The organism is Sinomonas halotolerans, from assembly GCF_039615075.1.
GTDB lineage: Bacteria > Actinomycetota > Actinomycetes > Actinomycetales > Micrococcaceae > Sinomonas > Sinomonas halotolerans.
The window spans coordinates 143,053-158,245 of sequence record NZ_JBDFRB010000005.1 but is presented as its reverse complement, the minus strand read 5'-3'; the positions used below and the strand labels follow the sequence as shown (position 1 = coordinate 158,245).

The window sequence follows — 15,193 nt, the reverse complement described above, 5'->3', positions numbered from 1 at the left end:
GGCCTCTGGCTCACCTCCTGGCGGCGGCGCCGGTCACGGTGTCGGCCCCCGTGTAGATGATGCGCTCCCTCCCGCGTGCTGCCCGGGCCTCCGATGAGGCGGCGGGCACCCCGGCTGCCGTACCCCCAGGTGCGCCGGCTCCGGACGGGGCGCCTCCGGCGGCTCCGACCGCTCCGACCGCCGCGCCGCCCATGGCTGCTCCGAGCACGCCCGCGTACGCGAGGACGGACGGGTCCGTGGAGCGGTCCAGCGCCTGGGCGTCGATCGCGTACCGGTCGATCGAATGGCCGTTGACCACGCGGTCCCACGTGCCCCCGGCGTCGCCCAGGTCGAGCCCGCGCGCGGCATCCCGGTGGGCCGGCGTCACGACGTCCACGACGTTGGGGCGGGGCGTGACGACCTCGGCGGAGATGGCCGGCAGGACGTCGTCCACGTTGGAGACGCTGAGCACCTGGACATCGTCCGGGATGTCGAACTGCCGCGGCGCCCCGCCGAAGACGGTCACCGCGGCCACAGGCCAGCGCTCCCGGAATCCCCTGTCCTCGAGCAGCCCGAAGACGTGCAGCGAGCCCTGGCTGTGCGCGTTGACCACCACCGTGTCGCCGTCCCGGAGCCGCTGGTCTGCGAGGGCGCGCTCGATCAGCTGGCGGGCATGGCTCTCGGCGCCCGCGAGGGCATCAGCGTTGCCCTCGGCGTCGAAGACGTTCCCCGATGCGGCGTCCAGCTCCCACTCCTGGGTGCCCGGCACCGTGAGCACGACCGCCGTCGTCCCGTCCGGCCGCGGAATGCGGTCCACGACGACCGACGACGGCGGGACCCTCGAGCCGTCCTCGAGCGGCGCGGTCCCCTGGGCCTGCCGGAGGCTCTGGGCAGCGGCGGAGAACGTCGAGGGGTCCGAGGGGGCTGGCGGCACGTCCCGGCGCACGACGCTGATCCTGTCCGCCGGAGAGCCTGCAACGGGCCCGAACCCTGCCACGGCCCGCGCCACCCGGGCTGCGTCCCCCACGGGGCGGTCCAGGCTCACGGCCTCGAACAGGCCGGGCCATCGCACGGCGAGCGAGGGGGGAATCCCTGTGGCGAGCCAGAGGCCAGAGGACTGCAGCCCGCCCGTCTCGGTGGCGCGGCGGGCCTCTTCGGCCGCGTAGGCGTCACGCGCGAGGGAGGTCTCCCGCGCCAGGGCGCCGGCCCCGCCGCGGGCTTCGGACACCCCGCGGGCAACGCCCCATGCAACGAGGTCGAAGCGGGCAGCGGACGGCGAGACGGAGCAGGAGCCGCGCGCCACGGACCGCCGCGCGGACTCGAGGTGCTGCCGGGAGGACTCGAGGTCCCGTGCCGCGGCCGCGAGCTCGCCCTCGGCAGCGGCCATGGCCGAGGTGTTGACCGCGAAGGCCGCGCCGCCCGTGACGATGAACCCGGCCGGGTCGCGCTCCCGGCGCCAGTCCTCGTCCTTCCCGTCGAGGCTCACCGGCACACCTGACCCGGTCCGGGCGTGGCAAGGGGCGCCCGCGGTGGGTACGAGAAGGCCGGGGCCGGGGCGGCGACGGGTGCCGGCGGACCGGTCCTCGCCGGGAAGAGCGGCTGCCTCGGCTCGCGGAACAGCGGCAGCGCCGGCGCCGCGCTCCCGGCGGTCCCCGAGGCCGCTCCGGCAGAGCCGGGGCAGGCAGCGGTCTCCGCCTGGAGCGTCGAGAGCGTCAGCACGAGCCCGCCGAACCCGCCGACGAGCAGGCCGAGCTGGATCCAGAGGGCGATGGCAGAGCTCCTGAAGGCGGACGCCGCCGGTCCGGACCACTCCACGTCCTTGGCCCTCAGCACCGCGCTGCGGGCCCTTTCGAGGTCGTCCCGGGCCGCCTCGACCTCCGCCGCCGCGGCACGGAGTTCGCCCGGGTCATGCCCGCAAGGCGCCCGCACGGGACCGGCCCCGAAGGCGTCGGTCTGATAGGCGCCCAGCCCGGCGGCGCCAGCCCCGTAGGCAGCAGCCCCGAAGGCGCCAGCCTCATCCGCGCGCCGGTCCCGTCCCGCACCACCGGGTGCGCTGTCCTCCATGGTCCCTCCCCCTCGGCCGCGCGCCCTTCGCCCGGCATGGCCACGACGCTAGGGGGGCGCCGACCGCTGCGGCACGTGCCCGGCGTCGTATGTGCACAACACGCCGGGCCGGGTTCTGTGGAGGACAAGTCGGGTCACGTCGCACGGCCACATCGCGCCGTCACCCCGCCCTGCCCCCGCCGTCACGCTGCGCCGTCAGGGTATGCGCCCCGGGTGCTCGTGGAAGAATGGAGGCCATGGCTGACTCCCCTTCGCGCACCCCCTCTGGACGCCTGTCCCTGGCCGCCGCCGGCGGGCCTGCGGGCGCGCCCGCACAGAACAGAATCGCCCTCGGGCCGCTCGACGGCCGCTACCAGGCCGCCACCGCGCCCCTCGTGGACTACCTGTCCGAGGCGGCGCTCAACCGGGACCGGGTCGCCGTCGAGGTCGAGTGGCTCATCCACCTGACCCGCCACAGCGTGCTCCCCGGCGCCGGCCCGCTCACGCCGGAGCAGGAGGAGGGCCTGCGGGAGATCGTCACGGAGTTCGACCCGGCATCGGTCGCCGAGCTCGCCGAGATCGAGGCCGTCACGGTCCACGACGTCAAGGCCGTCGAGTACTACATCGGCCGCCGCCTCGAGGCCCTCGGCATCAAGCACCTCACCCCGATGGTCCACTTCGGCTGCACGTCCGAGGACATCAACAACCTTTCCTACGCGCTCGGCATCAAGGGCGCCGTGGAGGACGTGTGGCTGCCGGCCGCCCGCGCCCTCGTCGCGCAGGTCGCCGAGATGGCCCGCTCCACCAAGGACGTGCCGATGCTCTCCCGCACGCACGGCCAGCCAGCCACCCCGACGACGCTCGGCAAGGAGCTCGCGGTCATCGCGCACCGTCTGGGCCGCCAGCTGGACCGCGTGGCGCGCACCGAGTTCCTCGGCAAGATCAACGGTGCCACCGGCACGTACGCCGCGCACTACGCCTCGGTCCCGAGCGCGGACTGGCAGCAGGTCGCGAAGTCCTTCGTCGAGGGCCTGGGCCTGACGTGGAACCCGCTCACCACCCAGATCGAGAGCCACGACTGGCAGGCCGAGCTGTACGCGGACATGGCCCGCTTCAACCGGATCCTGCACAACGTGTGCACGGACATCTGGAGCTACATCTCCATTGGCTACTTCGCCCAGATCCCCGTCGCCGGCGCCACGGGCTCCTCGACCATGCCGCACAAGGTCAACCCGATCCGCTTCGAGAACGCCGAGGCGAACCTCGAGATCTCCTCGGCCCTCCTCGACACGCTCGGCGCCACGCTCGTGACCTCCCGCTGGCAGCGCGACCTCACCGACTCCTCGAGCCAGCGCAACATCGGCGTCGCCTTCGGCCACTCGCTCCTCGCGATCTCCAACGTGGCAAAGGGCCTCGAGCGCCTCGACGTGGCCGAGGAGGTCCTCGCAGCGGACCTCGACACGAACTGGGAGGTCCTCGCCGAGGCCATCCAGATGGTCATGCGTGCCGAGGCCATCGCGGGCGTGGAGGGCATGGACAACCCCTACGAGCGCCTCAAGGACCTCACCCGCGGGCACCGCGTGGACGCGGCTCGCATGAAGGAGTTCGTCTCGGGACTGGGCCTCTCCCCCGAGGCCGAGGCGCGCCTGCTCGCCCTCACCCCGGGCACCTACAACGGCATCGCGGCGGATCTGGTCCAGCACCTGGGCTGACGCGGTCCACGCGCCACGGTGATGGCGCACGACGGCGAGCGCAGGCCGGGTGCCTGGGCTCGCCGTCGTGCGTCGGGGCCGCCTAACCGCCGGAGGTGTGCCGACCGCGGCCGACCGGGTCCGCCCCGTGCGACGACGCATCCGGACGGGAGCCCTCACCGAGCCCATCCCGACCGGAAGCATCCCTGCCGGAGCCTGCGTCCCTGCCGCGATCTCCGTCAGGGCCGGCCTGCTCGCGCAGGTCGCGGGCACGGGCCGCGTCCTCCTCGTCCTTGGCGCGCTTCTTGTCGATCTTCGTGGTGTCCCGTGGGGGCAGCTGGATCGTCTCCTCGGCCGGGAGCCCGGCCTGGAGCTCGCGGCCGCGCTCGGTCTCGGCGTCGAACTCGGCGCCGAACAGGAGCGAGAGGTTCGTCAGCCAGAGCCACAGCAGCAGGATGATCACGCCACCCAGGGCGCCGTAGGTCTTGTTGTAGTTGGAGAAGTTGGCCACGTAGAACCCGAAGCCGAGGGTCGCGACGGCCAGCACCACGATGGCGATGACCGACCCGGTGCTCATCCAGCGGAACTTGGGCTGGCGCACGTTCGGCGTGAAGTAGTACAGCGACGCGATGAGGAGCACCACGAGCCCCAGCACGACCGGCCACTTCACGATGTTCCACACCATGAGCGCCGTGCTGCCCAGCCCGATCGCGCCGCCGACCGCTTCGGCGACCGGACCGCTGAGCACGAGCATCGCCGCAATGAGCGCCACGAGCAGCACCGCCCCGACCGTCACACCGAGCATCGTCCCGCGCAGCTTCACGAAGCCGCGCCCCTCGTCCACCTCGTAGATGCGGTTCATGGCACGCCCGAACGCCCCCACGTACCCGGACGCGGACCACAGGGCGCCGAGGATACCGCCGATGAGGGCGAACCCGGCGGCCGGGCTCTTCACGAGCTCCTCGATCGGCCCACGGATCGTGTCCGTGGCGCCGGCCGGCGCGATCCCCTGCGCGATGTCCATGACGCCCGCGACCGTCCGCTCCGCCTGGCCGAAGAGCCCCAGGAGCGAGACGAGGGCGAGGAGGGCGGGAAAGAGCGAGAGGACGCCGTAGTAGGTGAGGGCCGCGGCGAGGTCCGGGCAGTCGTCGTCGCTGAACTCCCGCACGGTCTTGCGCAGGATGTACTTCCAGGACGGCTTCTCGATGTCCCGCACGCGGTCCGGCTTGCGCGGGTCCTCGGGATGCGGCGCCGCCTGCGCCTTGCGCTGCGTGTCTTCCCTGTGCTGTTCCGTCATGGGCAGTTGTTTACCCGTGCACGGCGGGGCCAATCGGGCTTCTGCACGGGCACGCACGGTAGCGCGCCTCGGCAGTGCGCCCGGCGGTGCGCACTGCCGAGGCGCCCGGCGCCGGGGCTGTGGCAGCGGCCGATTGGCCCCGCGGGCGCCGCTCGTGTAAAGTGGATCAAGCGCCGCGGGGTGGAGCAGTTCGGTAGCTCGCTGGGCTCATAACCCAGAGGTCGTAGGTTCAAATCCTGCCCCCGCAACCACGTGAAGGCCCCGGATCCGAGGATGCGGGGCCTTCTTGCTGTGGCCAAGCCTTTTTGCCTGCGCCCAAGCCTGGCCGACCGTGCTGGATACTGGCAGCATGCCCGGCTGCTGCGGACCCTCCCCCGCCAACTCCGACCCCGACCGCTACCGCTCGGTGTTCGGAGCCGCCTTCTCACGGAGCGTGGCGCGCAGCTACGAGCGCCACGGGCTCAGTGGCCCTGCCCGCCGGATCGTGCGCTTCCTCGAGGGGATCCCGGGCGGCCTCGCGGGCGCGACCGTCCTCGAAGTGGGCGGCGGGGCCGGCGAGATCCAGCTCGAACTCCTCGCCCGCGGCGCGGCCCGCACCACGAACCTCGAGCTCTCGGACGGCTACGAGGAGGACGCGGCCCGGCTCATCGCGCGCGCCGGGGTTGCCGGGCGGGTGGACCGTCGCCTGGGCGTGGACCTCGCAGATGCGCCCGACGACGTCGAGCCGGCCGACGTCGTCGTCCTCCACCGCGTGGTGTGCTGCTACCCCGACTACGAGCGCCTCCTCGGCGCTGCTGCCGGGCACGCGAGGCGCGCAATCGTGTTCAGCCACCCGCCGCGTCACCCCTTCTCGCGCGCGGCGATCGGCGGGTTCAACCTCCTCGCACGACTCACGGGGAAGAGCTTCCGGGCGTTCGTCCACCCGCCCGAGGCGATGGCCGCCGTCGTGCGCGCGCAGGGCCTCGACCCGGTGACGGTGCACCGCGGACTCGCGTGGCACGTGGTGGGCGCACTCCGCTGACCCGCCCCGCGCACCGACCCTCTGGCGCACATCCCCGCCCTGACGCACATCCTGACGCGAATTGTCGAGTTGAGCAGGGTGCGGACGGGACGCACCCTGCTCAACCCAGCATTTCCGGGGCGGAGGGGTGGCACCGGGGCGGAGGGGTGGCAGTGGGACCTAGTGCACCCTGGCGAGGGTGACCTTGACCGGGTTGCGCACGATGTCCAGGACCGGGGACGTGCGCTGCACGTAGTGGCAGAGCTCCTCGATCTCGTCATCGGACGCGTCGGCGTCCACGCGGTACCGGATCCGGATCCGGTCGTAGCCCGGGCGGACGTCCTCGGACAGGCCGAGGAACCCGTGGAGGTCCAGCTCTCCCTCGATCTCGAAGTCCAGGCTCCGCACGGCGATCCCCTTCGCCGCGGCGTTGTACACGAACCCGACCGTGAGGCACGAGGTGAGCGCGTGCAGGACTGCCTCCACGGCGTTGGGGCCGGCGTTGCCTCCGAGCAGCACGGGCGGCTCGTCGCCGGTGAGGACGAACGGCTCGGTGCGGGAGGTGTCCTCGGCGTTGGCGCCGTGGAACCCCTGGATCTCGGTGGTGCTCTTCCCCCCGCCCTCCCAGCGGGTGCGGGCGCGGAAGCGGAACTGCGCGATGCTCGGGTCGCCCTGGATGGCCCCGACCGTGTCGGTGAGCTGGGTGACGTTGACGCCGTTGAGCTCAACGGCCTCTGCTGGCGCGGACATGGCGTCCTCCTCGTGTCTGATCTGTGGTGCTGTGGATGGGTCCCCCGGGGGTCGTGCTGGGCGCCGTCGAGGCGCCCGCGCTAGAGGGGCTTCCTCGCGCGCAGGGTCATGCTGTGCGCGCCGAAGCCCTCCGCCGTGGTGCGGGTGGAGTGGCTCGAGCTCGCGGCGAAGTAGTCGAGGTCGGCGAGGAGTTCGACGCCGGTGAATCCGGCGGCGGTGAACATCCCGGCGTAGTCGGTCTGGGTGGTGGCGCCCACGATGCACTCGGCCCACAGGCGCGGCTTGGCGCGGCAGGCCTCCGAGGGGAGGTCCTCCACCACGATGTCCGAGATCTGCACCCATCCGCCGGGCCGGAGCACGCGGTGCATCTCGGCGATCGCGGCGGCCTTGGCGGGAACCAGGTTGATGACGCCGTTGCTCGTCACGACGTCCACGGATGCGTCCTCGAACGGCAGGCGCTCGGCGTTCCCCGCGCGCACCTCCACCCTCGCGAGGCGCGCGCCCGGGGCGCGGTGGGCGGCCTGGGCGTTGGCGGTGGCCTTCTCGCGCATCGCCTCCGTCATGTCGACGCCGTATGCGAACCCCGCGGGGCCCACGGCCCGTGCCGCGATGAGCAGGTCCGTGCCGGAGCCGGAGCCCACGTCGAGCACGGTGTCGCCGGGCTTGAGGACCGCGGCCGCGAAGGGGTAGCCGACTCCGGCGAAGGACTCGACCGCCGCGGCCGGCAGCGCGTCGAGGGCGTCCGCGGGGTAGCCCACGTACTCGGCGGCGGGCCGGCCGGTGGGGAAGTGGAACCCCTGGGCGGGGGTTGAGGCGACGGACGTGTACATCGCGACGACCGCATCGAAGATGATCTCGCGCTGGTCCGAGCTGATGACGACCATGGGAGGAGCCTTTCCGGAAGAGAGCCGAAGGGAGATCCGAGGGGAAGGGCCGGCAGCTGCGGCCCGGCCGGCTACTGCGGCGGCGGCCCGGCGAAGCCCGCGAGAAGCCGGTGCACGCGGTCCGCGACCTCCCCCGGAACCTGCTCGTCGCCGAGCTCGCGGATGCGCTCCCTGAGGGCGCGTTCGAAGTCTGCACGGGAGCAGCAGCTCCGGCACTCGTCCAGATGGGCGCGCAGCTCGGCGTCGACCTGTTCGCTGAGCTCGTGGTCGAGGTGCTCTGCGAGCACGCGGAGGGCCTCGGCGCAGCTCGTGATCTGTGTGGCCTTCATTGCTCCACCCCTCCGTCTCCTCGCATCCCGCTGGCCTCCCCCACTCTGCTGGCCTCCCCCGCGCGGCTGGCCTCCCCCGCCCCGCTGGCCTCCCCCGCCCCGTCGCCCCCCTGCGCCCCGCTGCCGCTGCGGTCCGCACGGTGCCCGTGCGCGCCGTCGTCCGGCTGGGCCGCACCGGGAGCCCTCGCCCCGCCGGGCCGCGCGTACTGCCACAGGTTCCTCTGCAGCATCGCGCGGCCGCGGGAGAGCCGCGAGCGGACGGTGCCCACCGGGACGCCGAGCGCCGACGCGACCTCCCGGTAGGAGAGCTCATGGACGTCCACGAGCACCACGGCGGCCCGGTACGGCTCGGGCAGGGACTCGATCGCGGCCTTGAGGTCCTCCCGCAGGAGGCTGTCGAAGAACTCCTGCTCGGGGTTGCCCCACCACAGCAGGATGGGCTGGTGGAGGCGTTCGAAGAGGGAGAAGTCCTCGGCGTCCGCGCCGATCGCCTCGGTCTCGGGCCGGGTCCGGGCGCTGCGGTACTGCGAGATGTAGATGTTCGTGAGGATCGTGAACAGCCAGCCGCGGAACGTGGCCCGGTCCGCGAGCGTGTCCAGCCGGTCCCATGCACGGGTGAGCGCCTCGGCCACGAGGTCCTCGGCGTCGCTGCGGTCCCGGCACAGCTTCACTGCGGCGCCGTAGAGCTTGGGCAGCAGCGCTGCCACCTCGCCGGCGAACCACGTGTGCTGCGCTGCTGTCCGCGGCGCCTCGGTTGCCATGGTCATCAGGATCCCTCACCTTCGCGCTGAGGAGGACGGCTCCGTCTGAAAAGGACGACGCGTCCGGCGCGAAAAGGTTCCCTCCCACCGTCTCGGGTACGGACGACGCCGGGCACGCACCCGCCGTCGTCCGCCTCCCCTGCGTGGTCCCCCGGGCACGCCAGCTTCAGGCCCGGGGACGCCAGCGTCAGGCGATCGGGGCGCGGTCGCCCAGGACCTCCTCGGCCGCACGACGCCCCATGCGCAGGGCGCCGTCCACGTGCTGGAAGCCCTCGCCCGCGAGGTCCGAGCACGCGAAGTGGACCGGGCCGACGGGGGTCCGCTGGTCGGCACCGTAGCGGTGCAGGCCGCCGAGGTCGAAGCTCGCCGCGTAGGCGCCGCGGGTCCACTCCTCGGAGCCCCAGTCGGACTCGTAGTAGACCTCGGGCGCGAGGGCCCGCGGCCCGAGCAGGTCCGCGATCGAGGCCAGGATCCGCTCCCGCCGATCCTCGGCGGGGAGGGCGAAGAGGGCATCAGCCTTCTCGTCCGAGACGAAGCCGACGAGCGTGCCGCGGGCGTCGCCGTGATTGGTGTTGTCGTAGACCTCCTGCACGAGCTGGCCGGCCCCGAAGCACGTTCCCGAGAGCCCCTCCTCACGCCAGAACGGAGTCGCATACACGGCGTGGACCTTGATCACGAGGCCCATCGAGAGGTGCTGGTGCATCTGGTGCTGGCGCCGCGGGAGCGCGGGCACGTAGGAGATCCGGCTGTACAGGTTCGGCGGGACGGCGAGGACAGCCCGGCGCGCGGTGACCGTGACCCGGCCGGCCGTGCCGCCGTCGGCCGTCACCCGCACCCCGCCGCCGATGCCAGCGAGAGCCTCACCCCACTCGAGCGTGCGCACGGGCGCGCCGAGCACGACGGCGTCGCCCAGCTCGGCGGCCATCGCCTCGCTCACGGACTGCATGCCGCCCACCACGCGGCGGTCCAGGATGAAGTCCTCGTCCAGGAGGTTGCTGAACGAGCCTGCCGAGGCCGCCATGAGGACCGCCTGGAGCGCCGAGAACGCGTGGGCGGGCTTGGTGAGCATGCCGCCGGCGATGAACAGGCCGACCAGGCTCACGGCCTCCTCGTCCGCGGACTGGCCGCGGAGCCAGTGCTGGAAGCTGACCGTGTCCAGCTCGCGGGCCCTGGGGTGCGCCCACGGTTCCTCCGGGCCGATCTCCGCGGCGAGGCCGTCGAGGATCTCCGTGATCCGGTGCACCTCGGCGAGGGTCCCGGCCGAGACCGGGAAGTCCTCGCCCGAGTAGACGTGACGCTGCCCGTCCAGGCCGATGTACACCGAGGCGCCCTCGCGGTAGCGCGGGAACGTGTCCTTCCCGAGCTCGTCCAGGAGGCCGAGCAGCTCGGTCTGGTCCGGGCTCACCCACTGGCCGCCGATCTCGAGGAACGCGCCGTCCACGGTGTCGCTCCAGGTGCGGCCGCCCACGCGGTCGCGCGCCTCGAGCACGACCACCCGCTCCCCCGCCTTCGCGAGGGTGCGCGCCGCCATGAGGCCGGCCGGGCCCGCGCCGACGACGACGACCCCCGCCTCTATCTCTCGCGGCTGCGGGTGGGTGGCGGGCTGGTTGTGGGACATGGCGGGTTCCTTCGACGGTGGAGGACGGGTGGGGATTTAATGAATGTAGTTCATTATGGGAGCCCCGACAAGCCCCTCCTTGGGGGTCACGTCCCCCAGCCATCTTGCGGGGTCACGTCCCCGCGCGAGGTCAGCCGCGCGTGGCCCGGACGGCGGCGAGGGTGCCGCGCAGACCGGCGACGAGGGCGTTGAGGCCCAGGCTGAACGCCGAGTCGGCGGCCGCGGGGCCGCGCGCGGGGCGGGCCGCGACGGCGTCGGCGAACGTCGGGGCGAGATCGCGCTGGTCCCCGACGTCGAAGATCCACTCGGGCGCGGCGACGTCCATCGCAGACCCGAGCACGAACGACTCGACCGCCACGATCACGTCCACGACCATGTCCTCCGGCCAGCCGCCCGCCGCGAGGCCCCCGGCCACGCGCTCGTACATGGCGAGGGAGTGCGGCGCGCCGGTGATCGGCAGGACCGCGATCACCGGGATGAGCGGCGAGTGCCGCGCGAACGCGTCCCGGTATGAGTGCGCCCAGCGCATGAGCGCGAGGTCCCAGGGGTCGCGCCCGAAGGCTGTGGTGTCGATGGTGTCGTTGACGTCGTCCTGGACCCAGTTGAGGACTTCGTCCTTGGACTTCACGTGGTTGTAGAGGGCCGACGGCGCGGTCTCGAGTTCGCGGGCGAGCGCCGCCATGGTGAGTCCGTCGTAGCCCGCGCGGCCGATGACGGCGAGCGCCGCCGTCGTGATCTTGCCGCGCGAGAGCACGGGCCGGGCGGGACGGCCGCGGCGGCGGGGAGCGGCGGGGCCGGCGACCTCGGGCGCAGGGGACTCCATGGATCGCCACTGTACGCGAACACGCGGATATGACCCCGCGACGGACGGACGTGGCCACGCGAGCGGCGAGAGGCGGCCAGGCGAGGGGAGGGGTTGACCGTGAGCCACCTCACTGCTCTAATAAACGAACGTCGTTCATTTATGGCGCATGAACCCAGCCCCACAGACTTCCTGAAGGACTCCCCATGCAAGAAATCCTGGCCCTGCAGCCCCCGGTGTCGTGGGCCCGCACGGACGAGACCCTCCCCGGAGCCCCGCCAGGGCGCCGGGCCCCCCTGCGCGTCGCCCTCGTCCAGCACCGCTGGCACGAGGACCCCGCCCGCACCGAGTCCGAGCTCGAGGACGGCATCCGGCGGGCCGCGGCCCGGGGCGCACGGGTCGTCTTCCTCCCGGAGCTGACCCTCTCCCGCTACCCCGCGGACACGCTCCCCGACTACACCCCGAGCAGCATCGCCGAGGACCTCGAGACCGGCCCCACCCTCGCGTTCGCCCGCCGCGCCGCGAAGGCCCACGGCATCTGCGTCCACGCGAGCCTCTACCGAAAGGCCCAGCACGGCCCCAGAGACGGCTCCGATCCCGGCGACGGGCTCGGGTACAACACCGCGATCCTCGTCGGCCCGGACGGCACTCTCCTCGCGGCGACGGACAAGCTGCACATCCCCGTCACCGAGGGCTACTACGAGGACAGGTTCTTCCGCCCCGGCCCCGAGACGGGCAGCCCGTACCCCGTCCACTCCCCCGCCGAGCTCGGCGGCGCCCGCATCGGCCTGCCGACGTGCTGGGACGAGTGGTTCCCCGAGCTCGCGCGGGTCTACTCGCTCGCGGGCGCCGAGATCCTCGCCTACCCCACCGCGATCGGCTCCGAGCCCGGCCACCCGGACTTCGACACCGAGCCGCTCTGGCGCCAGGTGATCGTGGGCAACGGGATCGCGAACGGGATGTTCATGGTCGTCCCGAACCGCTGGGGCTCCGAGGGCCTCGTGACGTTCTACGGCTCCTCGTTCATCTCGGACCCGTACGGCCGCATCCTGGTCCGCGCCCCGCGCGAGGGCTCGTGCGTGCTCGTCGCCGATCTCGACCTCGACGCCCGCCGCGACTGGCTCACCCTCTTCCCGTTCCTGACCACGCGGCGCCCTGAGACGTACGCCGCGCTCACCGCGCCCGTGACCCCGTCCCGCCCCTTCGGCGGGCCCCGCCAGGGTGAGGCGCACGAGGGCGAGGCGCACGACGCCGGGCACGCACCGTCGTCGCCCGTCCCGCCGAGCGCCGCGGCTGGCACCGCGCACGACGCCGGCCGCGCACCGTCGTCGTCCGTCCGGCCGGCGGCGCACGCCCTGGAAGGCGCGAGCGCATGAGCTGGCGCATGCCCGCCGAGACGGACCCGCACGAGCGGCTGTGGATGGCGTGGCCCTCCGGCGGCTACACGCTGGGGGACACGCAGGAGTCCGCGCACGAGGCCCGCGCCGCATGGGCGGCCGTGGCGAACGCGGCGCGGCAGTTCGAGCCTGTGACGATGGCGGTTCGGCCCGAGGACCGCGCGATCGCCGAGGCATACCTCGACCCGCGCGTGGACCTGCTCGAGACCGCGCTCGACGATGCGTGGATGCGGGACATCGGGCCGAGCTTCGTGCTGGGGACCAGTGGGGAAGCGGCTCCCGCCGGCGCGCCCCGCCTCGGCGCCGTCGACTGGGTGTTCAACGGGTGGGGCGCGCAGGACTGGGCCTCATGGGAGGACGACGCCGGCGTGGCCCGGACCGTCTCGGAGGCCGCGGGCGCGGTGCGCGTGCCCAGCGCGCTCGTGAACGAGGGCGGCGGGATCCAGGTGGACGGCCTCGGCACAGTCCTCCTGACCGAGACCGTCCAGCTCGACCCGGGCCGCAACCCCGGGGCGACGAAAGCCGGGGTCGAGGCGGAGCTCGCCCGCACCATCGGCGCGCGGCACGCCGTCTGGCTGCCCCGCGGCCTCACGCGGGACTCGCAGCGGTTCGGCACCCGCGGCCACGTGGACCTCGTCGCGGCGATCCCGCGCCCGGGAACGCTCCTCGTGCACGTCCAGCACAGCCCCGAGCACCCGGACCACGAGGTCACGGGCGAGATCCTCGAGGCACTGCGCTCCTCCCGCACGGCGGAGGGGAAACGCTGGGAGGTGATCGAGCTCCCGGCCCCGGCCCAGCTGCACGACGGCGAGGACTGGGTGGACTGGAGCTACATCAACCACACTGCGGTCAACGGCGGGCTCATCGCGTGCTCGTTCAACGACCCGCAGGACGAGAAGGCGCTCCGCATCCTCGCGGACGCCTACCGCGGGCGGCGCGTCATCGCCGTCGACTCCCGCGCCATCTTCTCCCGCGGAGGCGGGATCCACTGCATCACCCAGCAGCAGCCCCGGGCCCTCAGTGCTGTCCGCACTCCGGCCCCGGCGCTCGGAAGGAGTTGATATGGCACTGCACACTACAGACGTGACAGTCGGCAAGCACGAGCTCGGGGGCAAGGGCCTCCGCGGCGGCCAGATAGGCCTGCTCGCGATCATCGTCATGGGCGTCGCGACCGTCGCGCCGGCGTATGCGATCACCTCGAGCCTCGGCCCCACCGCCGGCTCGGTCGGCCTTCAGGTGCCGGTCGTGCTCCTGCTCGGATTCATCCCCATGTTCATGGTGTCCCTCGCGTACAAGGAGCTCAACGCCGCGCTCCCGGACTCGGGCACCACGTTCACGTGGGCGTCCAAGGCGTTCGGCCCGTGGGTCGGGTGGATGGGCGGGTGGGGCTTCCTCGCCGCGAACATCATCGTCCTGTCCAATCTGGCCGGCGTCGCCGTTGACTTCTTCTACCTGTTCCTCGCGGACGTCACGGGCAACGCCGCCCTCGCCGACCTCGCCGGGGACAGGCTCGTGAACATCCTCACGTGCCTCGCGTTCATGGCGGTGGCCGTGTGGGTGAGCGCCCGCGGGCTCGAGACCGCCCGCAACGTGCAGGTCGTGCTGCTCGTGTTCCAGGTGGGCGTCCTGGTGCTCTACTCGGGGATGGCGGTCGCGAAGGCCGCCGGGGGCGCGTCCGAGACCTCGATCCCGTTCGACTGGTCCTGGTTCGACGTGACCCGGATCCCCGACTTCGGGGCGTTCGCGGCCGGCATGAGCCTCTCGATCTTCCTCTTCTGGGGCTGGGACATGTGCCTGACCATGAACGAGGAGACCAAGGGAAGCCACCGCACCGCGGGCGTCGGGGCCACGGTCACGGCGGTCGTGATCCTCGCGATCTACCTCGCCACCTCGATCGCCTCTCTCATGTTCGCCGGCGTGGGCACGGAGGGGCTGGGGCTGGGCAACGAGGAGATCTCCGAGAACGTCCTGACCTCCCTCGCAGGACCGGTCATGGGCCCGCTCGCGATCCTGCTCTCCCTCGCCGTCCTGACCTCCTCGGCCTCGTCGCTGCAGGCCACCATGATCGGCCCGGCCCGCACCTTCCAGGCGATGAGCTTCTACCGGGCCCTCCCGGAGCCGCTGCGCCGGGTGGACGCGAAGGGGGTCCCGCGCGTGGCGGTCCTCGTGGCCGGCGGGCTCTCCGCCGCGTTCTACGTGGTCATGCGGATCGTGAGCGAGAACGTCCTCAACGACACGATCATGGCCCTCGGCATGATGGTGTGCTTCTACTACGCCGTGACCGCGTTCGCGTGCGCGTGGTACTTCCGCCGCACGTGGTTCGCCTCGGGCCGCAGCACCGTCATGCGGCTCGTCCTGCCGCTCCTGGGCGGGATCGGCCTCGCGGTGGTGTTCGTGCAGACCGCCGTCGACTCGATCGACCCGGCCTTCGGCTCCGGGTCCGAGATCGGCGGGGTGGGACTCGTGTTCATCGTCGGCGTGGGCATCCTCGCCCTCGGCGCGGTGCTCATGCTCGCCCACCGCGCGAAGGACCCGGCCTTCTTCCGCGGGGAGACGGTCCCGCTGGAGGCCGCGGCGGAGTAATGCCGCCGCGCGCTGAGCGGTGCGCCCGGAACGCAGACGGCAGGCACGACGGCGGCGGG

Annotated in this window: 14 protein-coding genes and 1 tRNA gene; 6 read left to right on the top strand and 9 right to left on the bottom strand. The window is 72.8% G+C overall.

The annotated features are described in order from the left end of the window. Positions 1-10: 10 nt before the first annotated feature. Entirely contained in the window at positions 11-1,465 is a 1,455-nt protein-coding gene (locus ABCQ75_RS07860) for a hypothetical protein (RefSeq protein ID WP_345884484.1), read from the bottom strand. Further along, positions 1,462-2,043, bottom strand: coding sequence for a hypothetical protein (locus ABCQ75_RS07855; protein ID WP_345884483.1), 582 nt, complete (start codon positions 2,041-2,043; stop codon positions 1,462-1,464). The genes ABCQ75_RS07860 and ABCQ75_RS07855 overlap by 4 nt, the downstream gene beginning before the upstream one ends. 236 nt (positions 2,044-2,279) lie before the next feature. Between ABCQ75_RS07855 and purB the strand changes: the two genes are divergently transcribed. Then, complete coding sequence (purB, locus tag ABCQ75_RS07850) at positions 2,280-3,734, top strand: adenylosuccinate lyase (protein ID WP_345884481.1); 1,455 nt, start codon at positions 2,280-2,282, stop codon at positions 3,732-3,734. 82 nt (positions 3,735-3,816) lie between these two features. Here purB and ABCQ75_RS07845 read toward each other — a convergent pair whose 3' ends face one another. Beyond that, positions 3,817-5,010, bottom strand: a complete 1,194-nt coding sequence (locus ABCQ75_RS07845) for a YihY/virulence factor BrkB family protein (RefSeq protein ID WP_345884479.1) — start codon at positions 5,008-5,010, stop codon at positions 3,817-3,819. Positions 5,011-5,184: 174 nt separating this feature from the next. Between ABCQ75_RS07845 and ABCQ75_RS07840 the strand changes: the two genes are divergently transcribed. Together ABCQ75_RS07840 and ABCQ75_RS07835 are read left to right on the top strand one after the other, a co-directional pair. After that, positions 5,185-5,261 (top strand) — tRNA-Met (locus ABCQ75_RS07840). A gap of 80 nt (positions 5,262-5,341) precedes the next feature. After that, complete coding sequence (locus ABCQ75_RS07835; protein ID WP_345884476.1) at positions 5,342-6,031, top strand: methyltransferase domain-containing protein; 690 nt, start codon at positions 5,342-5,344, stop codon at positions 6,029-6,031. A gap of 159 nt (positions 6,032-6,190) precedes the next feature. Here ABCQ75_RS07835 and ABCQ75_RS07830 read toward each other — a convergent pair whose 3' ends face one another. The 6 genes from ABCQ75_RS07830 to ABCQ75_RS07805 form a co-directional block, all read right to left on the bottom strand. Further along, entirely contained in the window at positions 6,191-6,760 is a 570-nt protein-coding gene (locus ABCQ75_RS07830) for an OsmC family protein (protein ID WP_345884474.1), read from the bottom strand. 80 nt (positions 6,761-6,840) lie between these two features. Beyond that, positions 6,841-7,644, bottom strand: coding sequence for a methyltransferase domain-containing protein (locus tag ABCQ75_RS07825; protein WP_345884472.1), 804 nt, complete (start codon positions 7,642-7,644; stop codon positions 6,841-6,843). Positions 7,645-7,715: 71 nt separating this feature from the next. Then, entirely contained in the window at positions 7,716-7,973 is a 258-nt protein-coding gene (locus tag ABCQ75_RS07820) for a zf-HC2 domain-containing protein (RefSeq protein WP_345884470.1), read from the bottom strand. Further along, positions 7,970-8,740, bottom strand: coding sequence for an RNA polymerase sigma factor (locus ABCQ75_RS07815; RefSeq protein WP_345884468.1), 771 nt, complete (start codon positions 8,738-8,740; stop codon positions 7,970-7,972). The genes ABCQ75_RS07820 and ABCQ75_RS07815 overlap by 4 nt, the downstream gene beginning before the upstream one ends. A gap of 181 nt (positions 8,741-8,921) precedes the next feature. After that, positions 8,922-10,352 carry a flavin monoamine oxidase family protein gene (locus ABCQ75_RS07810; RefSeq protein WP_345884465.1) on the bottom strand — a complete coding sequence of 477 codons (1,431 nt, stop codon included), beginning with the start codon at positions 10,350-10,352 and terminating at the stop codon, positions 8,922-8,924. Between the two features lie 130 nt (positions 10,353-10,482). Further along, positions 10,483-11,175 (bottom strand): TetR/AcrR family transcriptional regulator, encoded by a 693-nt coding sequence (locus ABCQ75_RS07805; protein WP_345884463.1) that lies wholly within the window; start codon positions 11,173-11,175, stop codon positions 10,483-10,485. A 185-nt stretch (positions 11,176-11,360) separates the two neighbouring features. Between ABCQ75_RS07805 and ABCQ75_RS07800 the strand changes: the two genes are divergently transcribed. Genes ABCQ75_RS07800 through ABCQ75_RS07790 form a run of 3 tightly spaced genes read left to right on the top strand, consistent with a single transcriptional unit; the run spans position 11,361 to position 15,134 of the window. After that, the gene (locus ABCQ75_RS07800) at positions 11,361-12,530 is read left to right on the top strand and encodes a nitrilase-related carbon-nitrogen hydrolase (protein ID WP_345884461.1); all 1,170 of its coding nucleotides are present in this window, start codon (positions 11,361-11,363) and stop codon (positions 12,528-12,530) included. After that, positions 12,527-13,612 carry an agmatine deiminase family protein gene (locus ABCQ75_RS07795; protein ID WP_345884459.1) on the top strand — a complete coding sequence of 362 codons (1,086 nt, stop codon included), beginning with the start codon at positions 12,527-12,529 and terminating at the stop codon, positions 13,610-13,612. Before ABCQ75_RS07800 ends, ABCQ75_RS07795 begins: the two co-directional genes overlap by 4 nt. 1 nt (position 13,613) lies before the next feature. Then, positions 13,614-15,134 carry an APC family permease gene (locus ABCQ75_RS07790; RefSeq protein WP_345884458.1) on the top strand — a complete coding sequence of 507 codons (1,521 nt, stop codon included), beginning with the start codon at positions 13,614-13,616 and terminating at the stop codon, positions 15,132-15,134. Positions 15,135-15,193: the final 59 nt, after the last annotated feature.

Coding starts and splice junctions, on each gene's coding strand:
- ABCQ75_RS07855 (WP_345884483.1), bottom strand. CDS start 2,043: ATGGAGGACAGCGCACCCGGTGGTGCGGGACGGGACCGGCGCGCGGAT.
- purB (WP_345884481.1), top strand. CDS start 2,280: ATGGCTGACTCCCCTTCGCGCACCCCCTCTGGACGCCTGTCCCTGGCC.
- ABCQ75_RS07845 (WP_345884479.1), bottom strand. CDS start 5,010: ATGACGGAACAGCACAGGGAAGACACGCAGCGCAAGGCGCAGGCGGCG.
- ABCQ75_RS07830 (WP_345884474.1), bottom strand. CDS start 6,760: ATGTCCGCGCCAGCAGAGGCCGTTGAGCTCAACGGCGTCAACGTCACC.
- ABCQ75_RS07825 (WP_345884472.1), bottom strand. CDS start 7,644: ATGGTCGTCATCAGCTCGGACCAGCGCGAGATCATCTTCGATGCGGTC.
- ABCQ75_RS07820 (WP_345884470.1), bottom strand. CDS start 7,973: ATGAAGGCCACACAGATCACGAGCTGCGCCGAGGCCCTCCGCGTGCTC.
- ABCQ75_RS07815 (WP_345884468.1), bottom strand. CDS start 8,740: ATGACCATGGCAACCGAGGCGCCGCGGACAGCAGCGCAGCACACGTGG.
- ABCQ75_RS07810 (WP_345884465.1), bottom strand. CDS start 10,352: ATGTCCCACAACCAGCCCGCCACCCACCCGCAGCCGCGAGAGATAGAG.
- ABCQ75_RS07805 (WP_345884463.1), bottom strand. CDS start 11,175: ATGGAGTCCCCTGCGCCCGAGGTCGCCGGCCCCGCCGCTCCCCGCCGC.
- ABCQ75_RS07800 (WP_345884461.1), top strand. CDS start 11,361: ATGCAAGAAATCCTGGCCCTGCAGCCCCCGGTGTCGTGGGCCCGCACG.
- ABCQ75_RS07795 (WP_345884459.1), top strand. CDS start 12,527: ATGAGCTGGCGCATGCCCGCCGAGACGGACCCGCACGAGCGGCTGTGG.
- ABCQ75_RS07790 (WP_345884458.1), top strand. CDS start 13,614: ATGGCACTGCACACTACAGACGTGACAGTCGGCAAGCACGAGCTCGGG.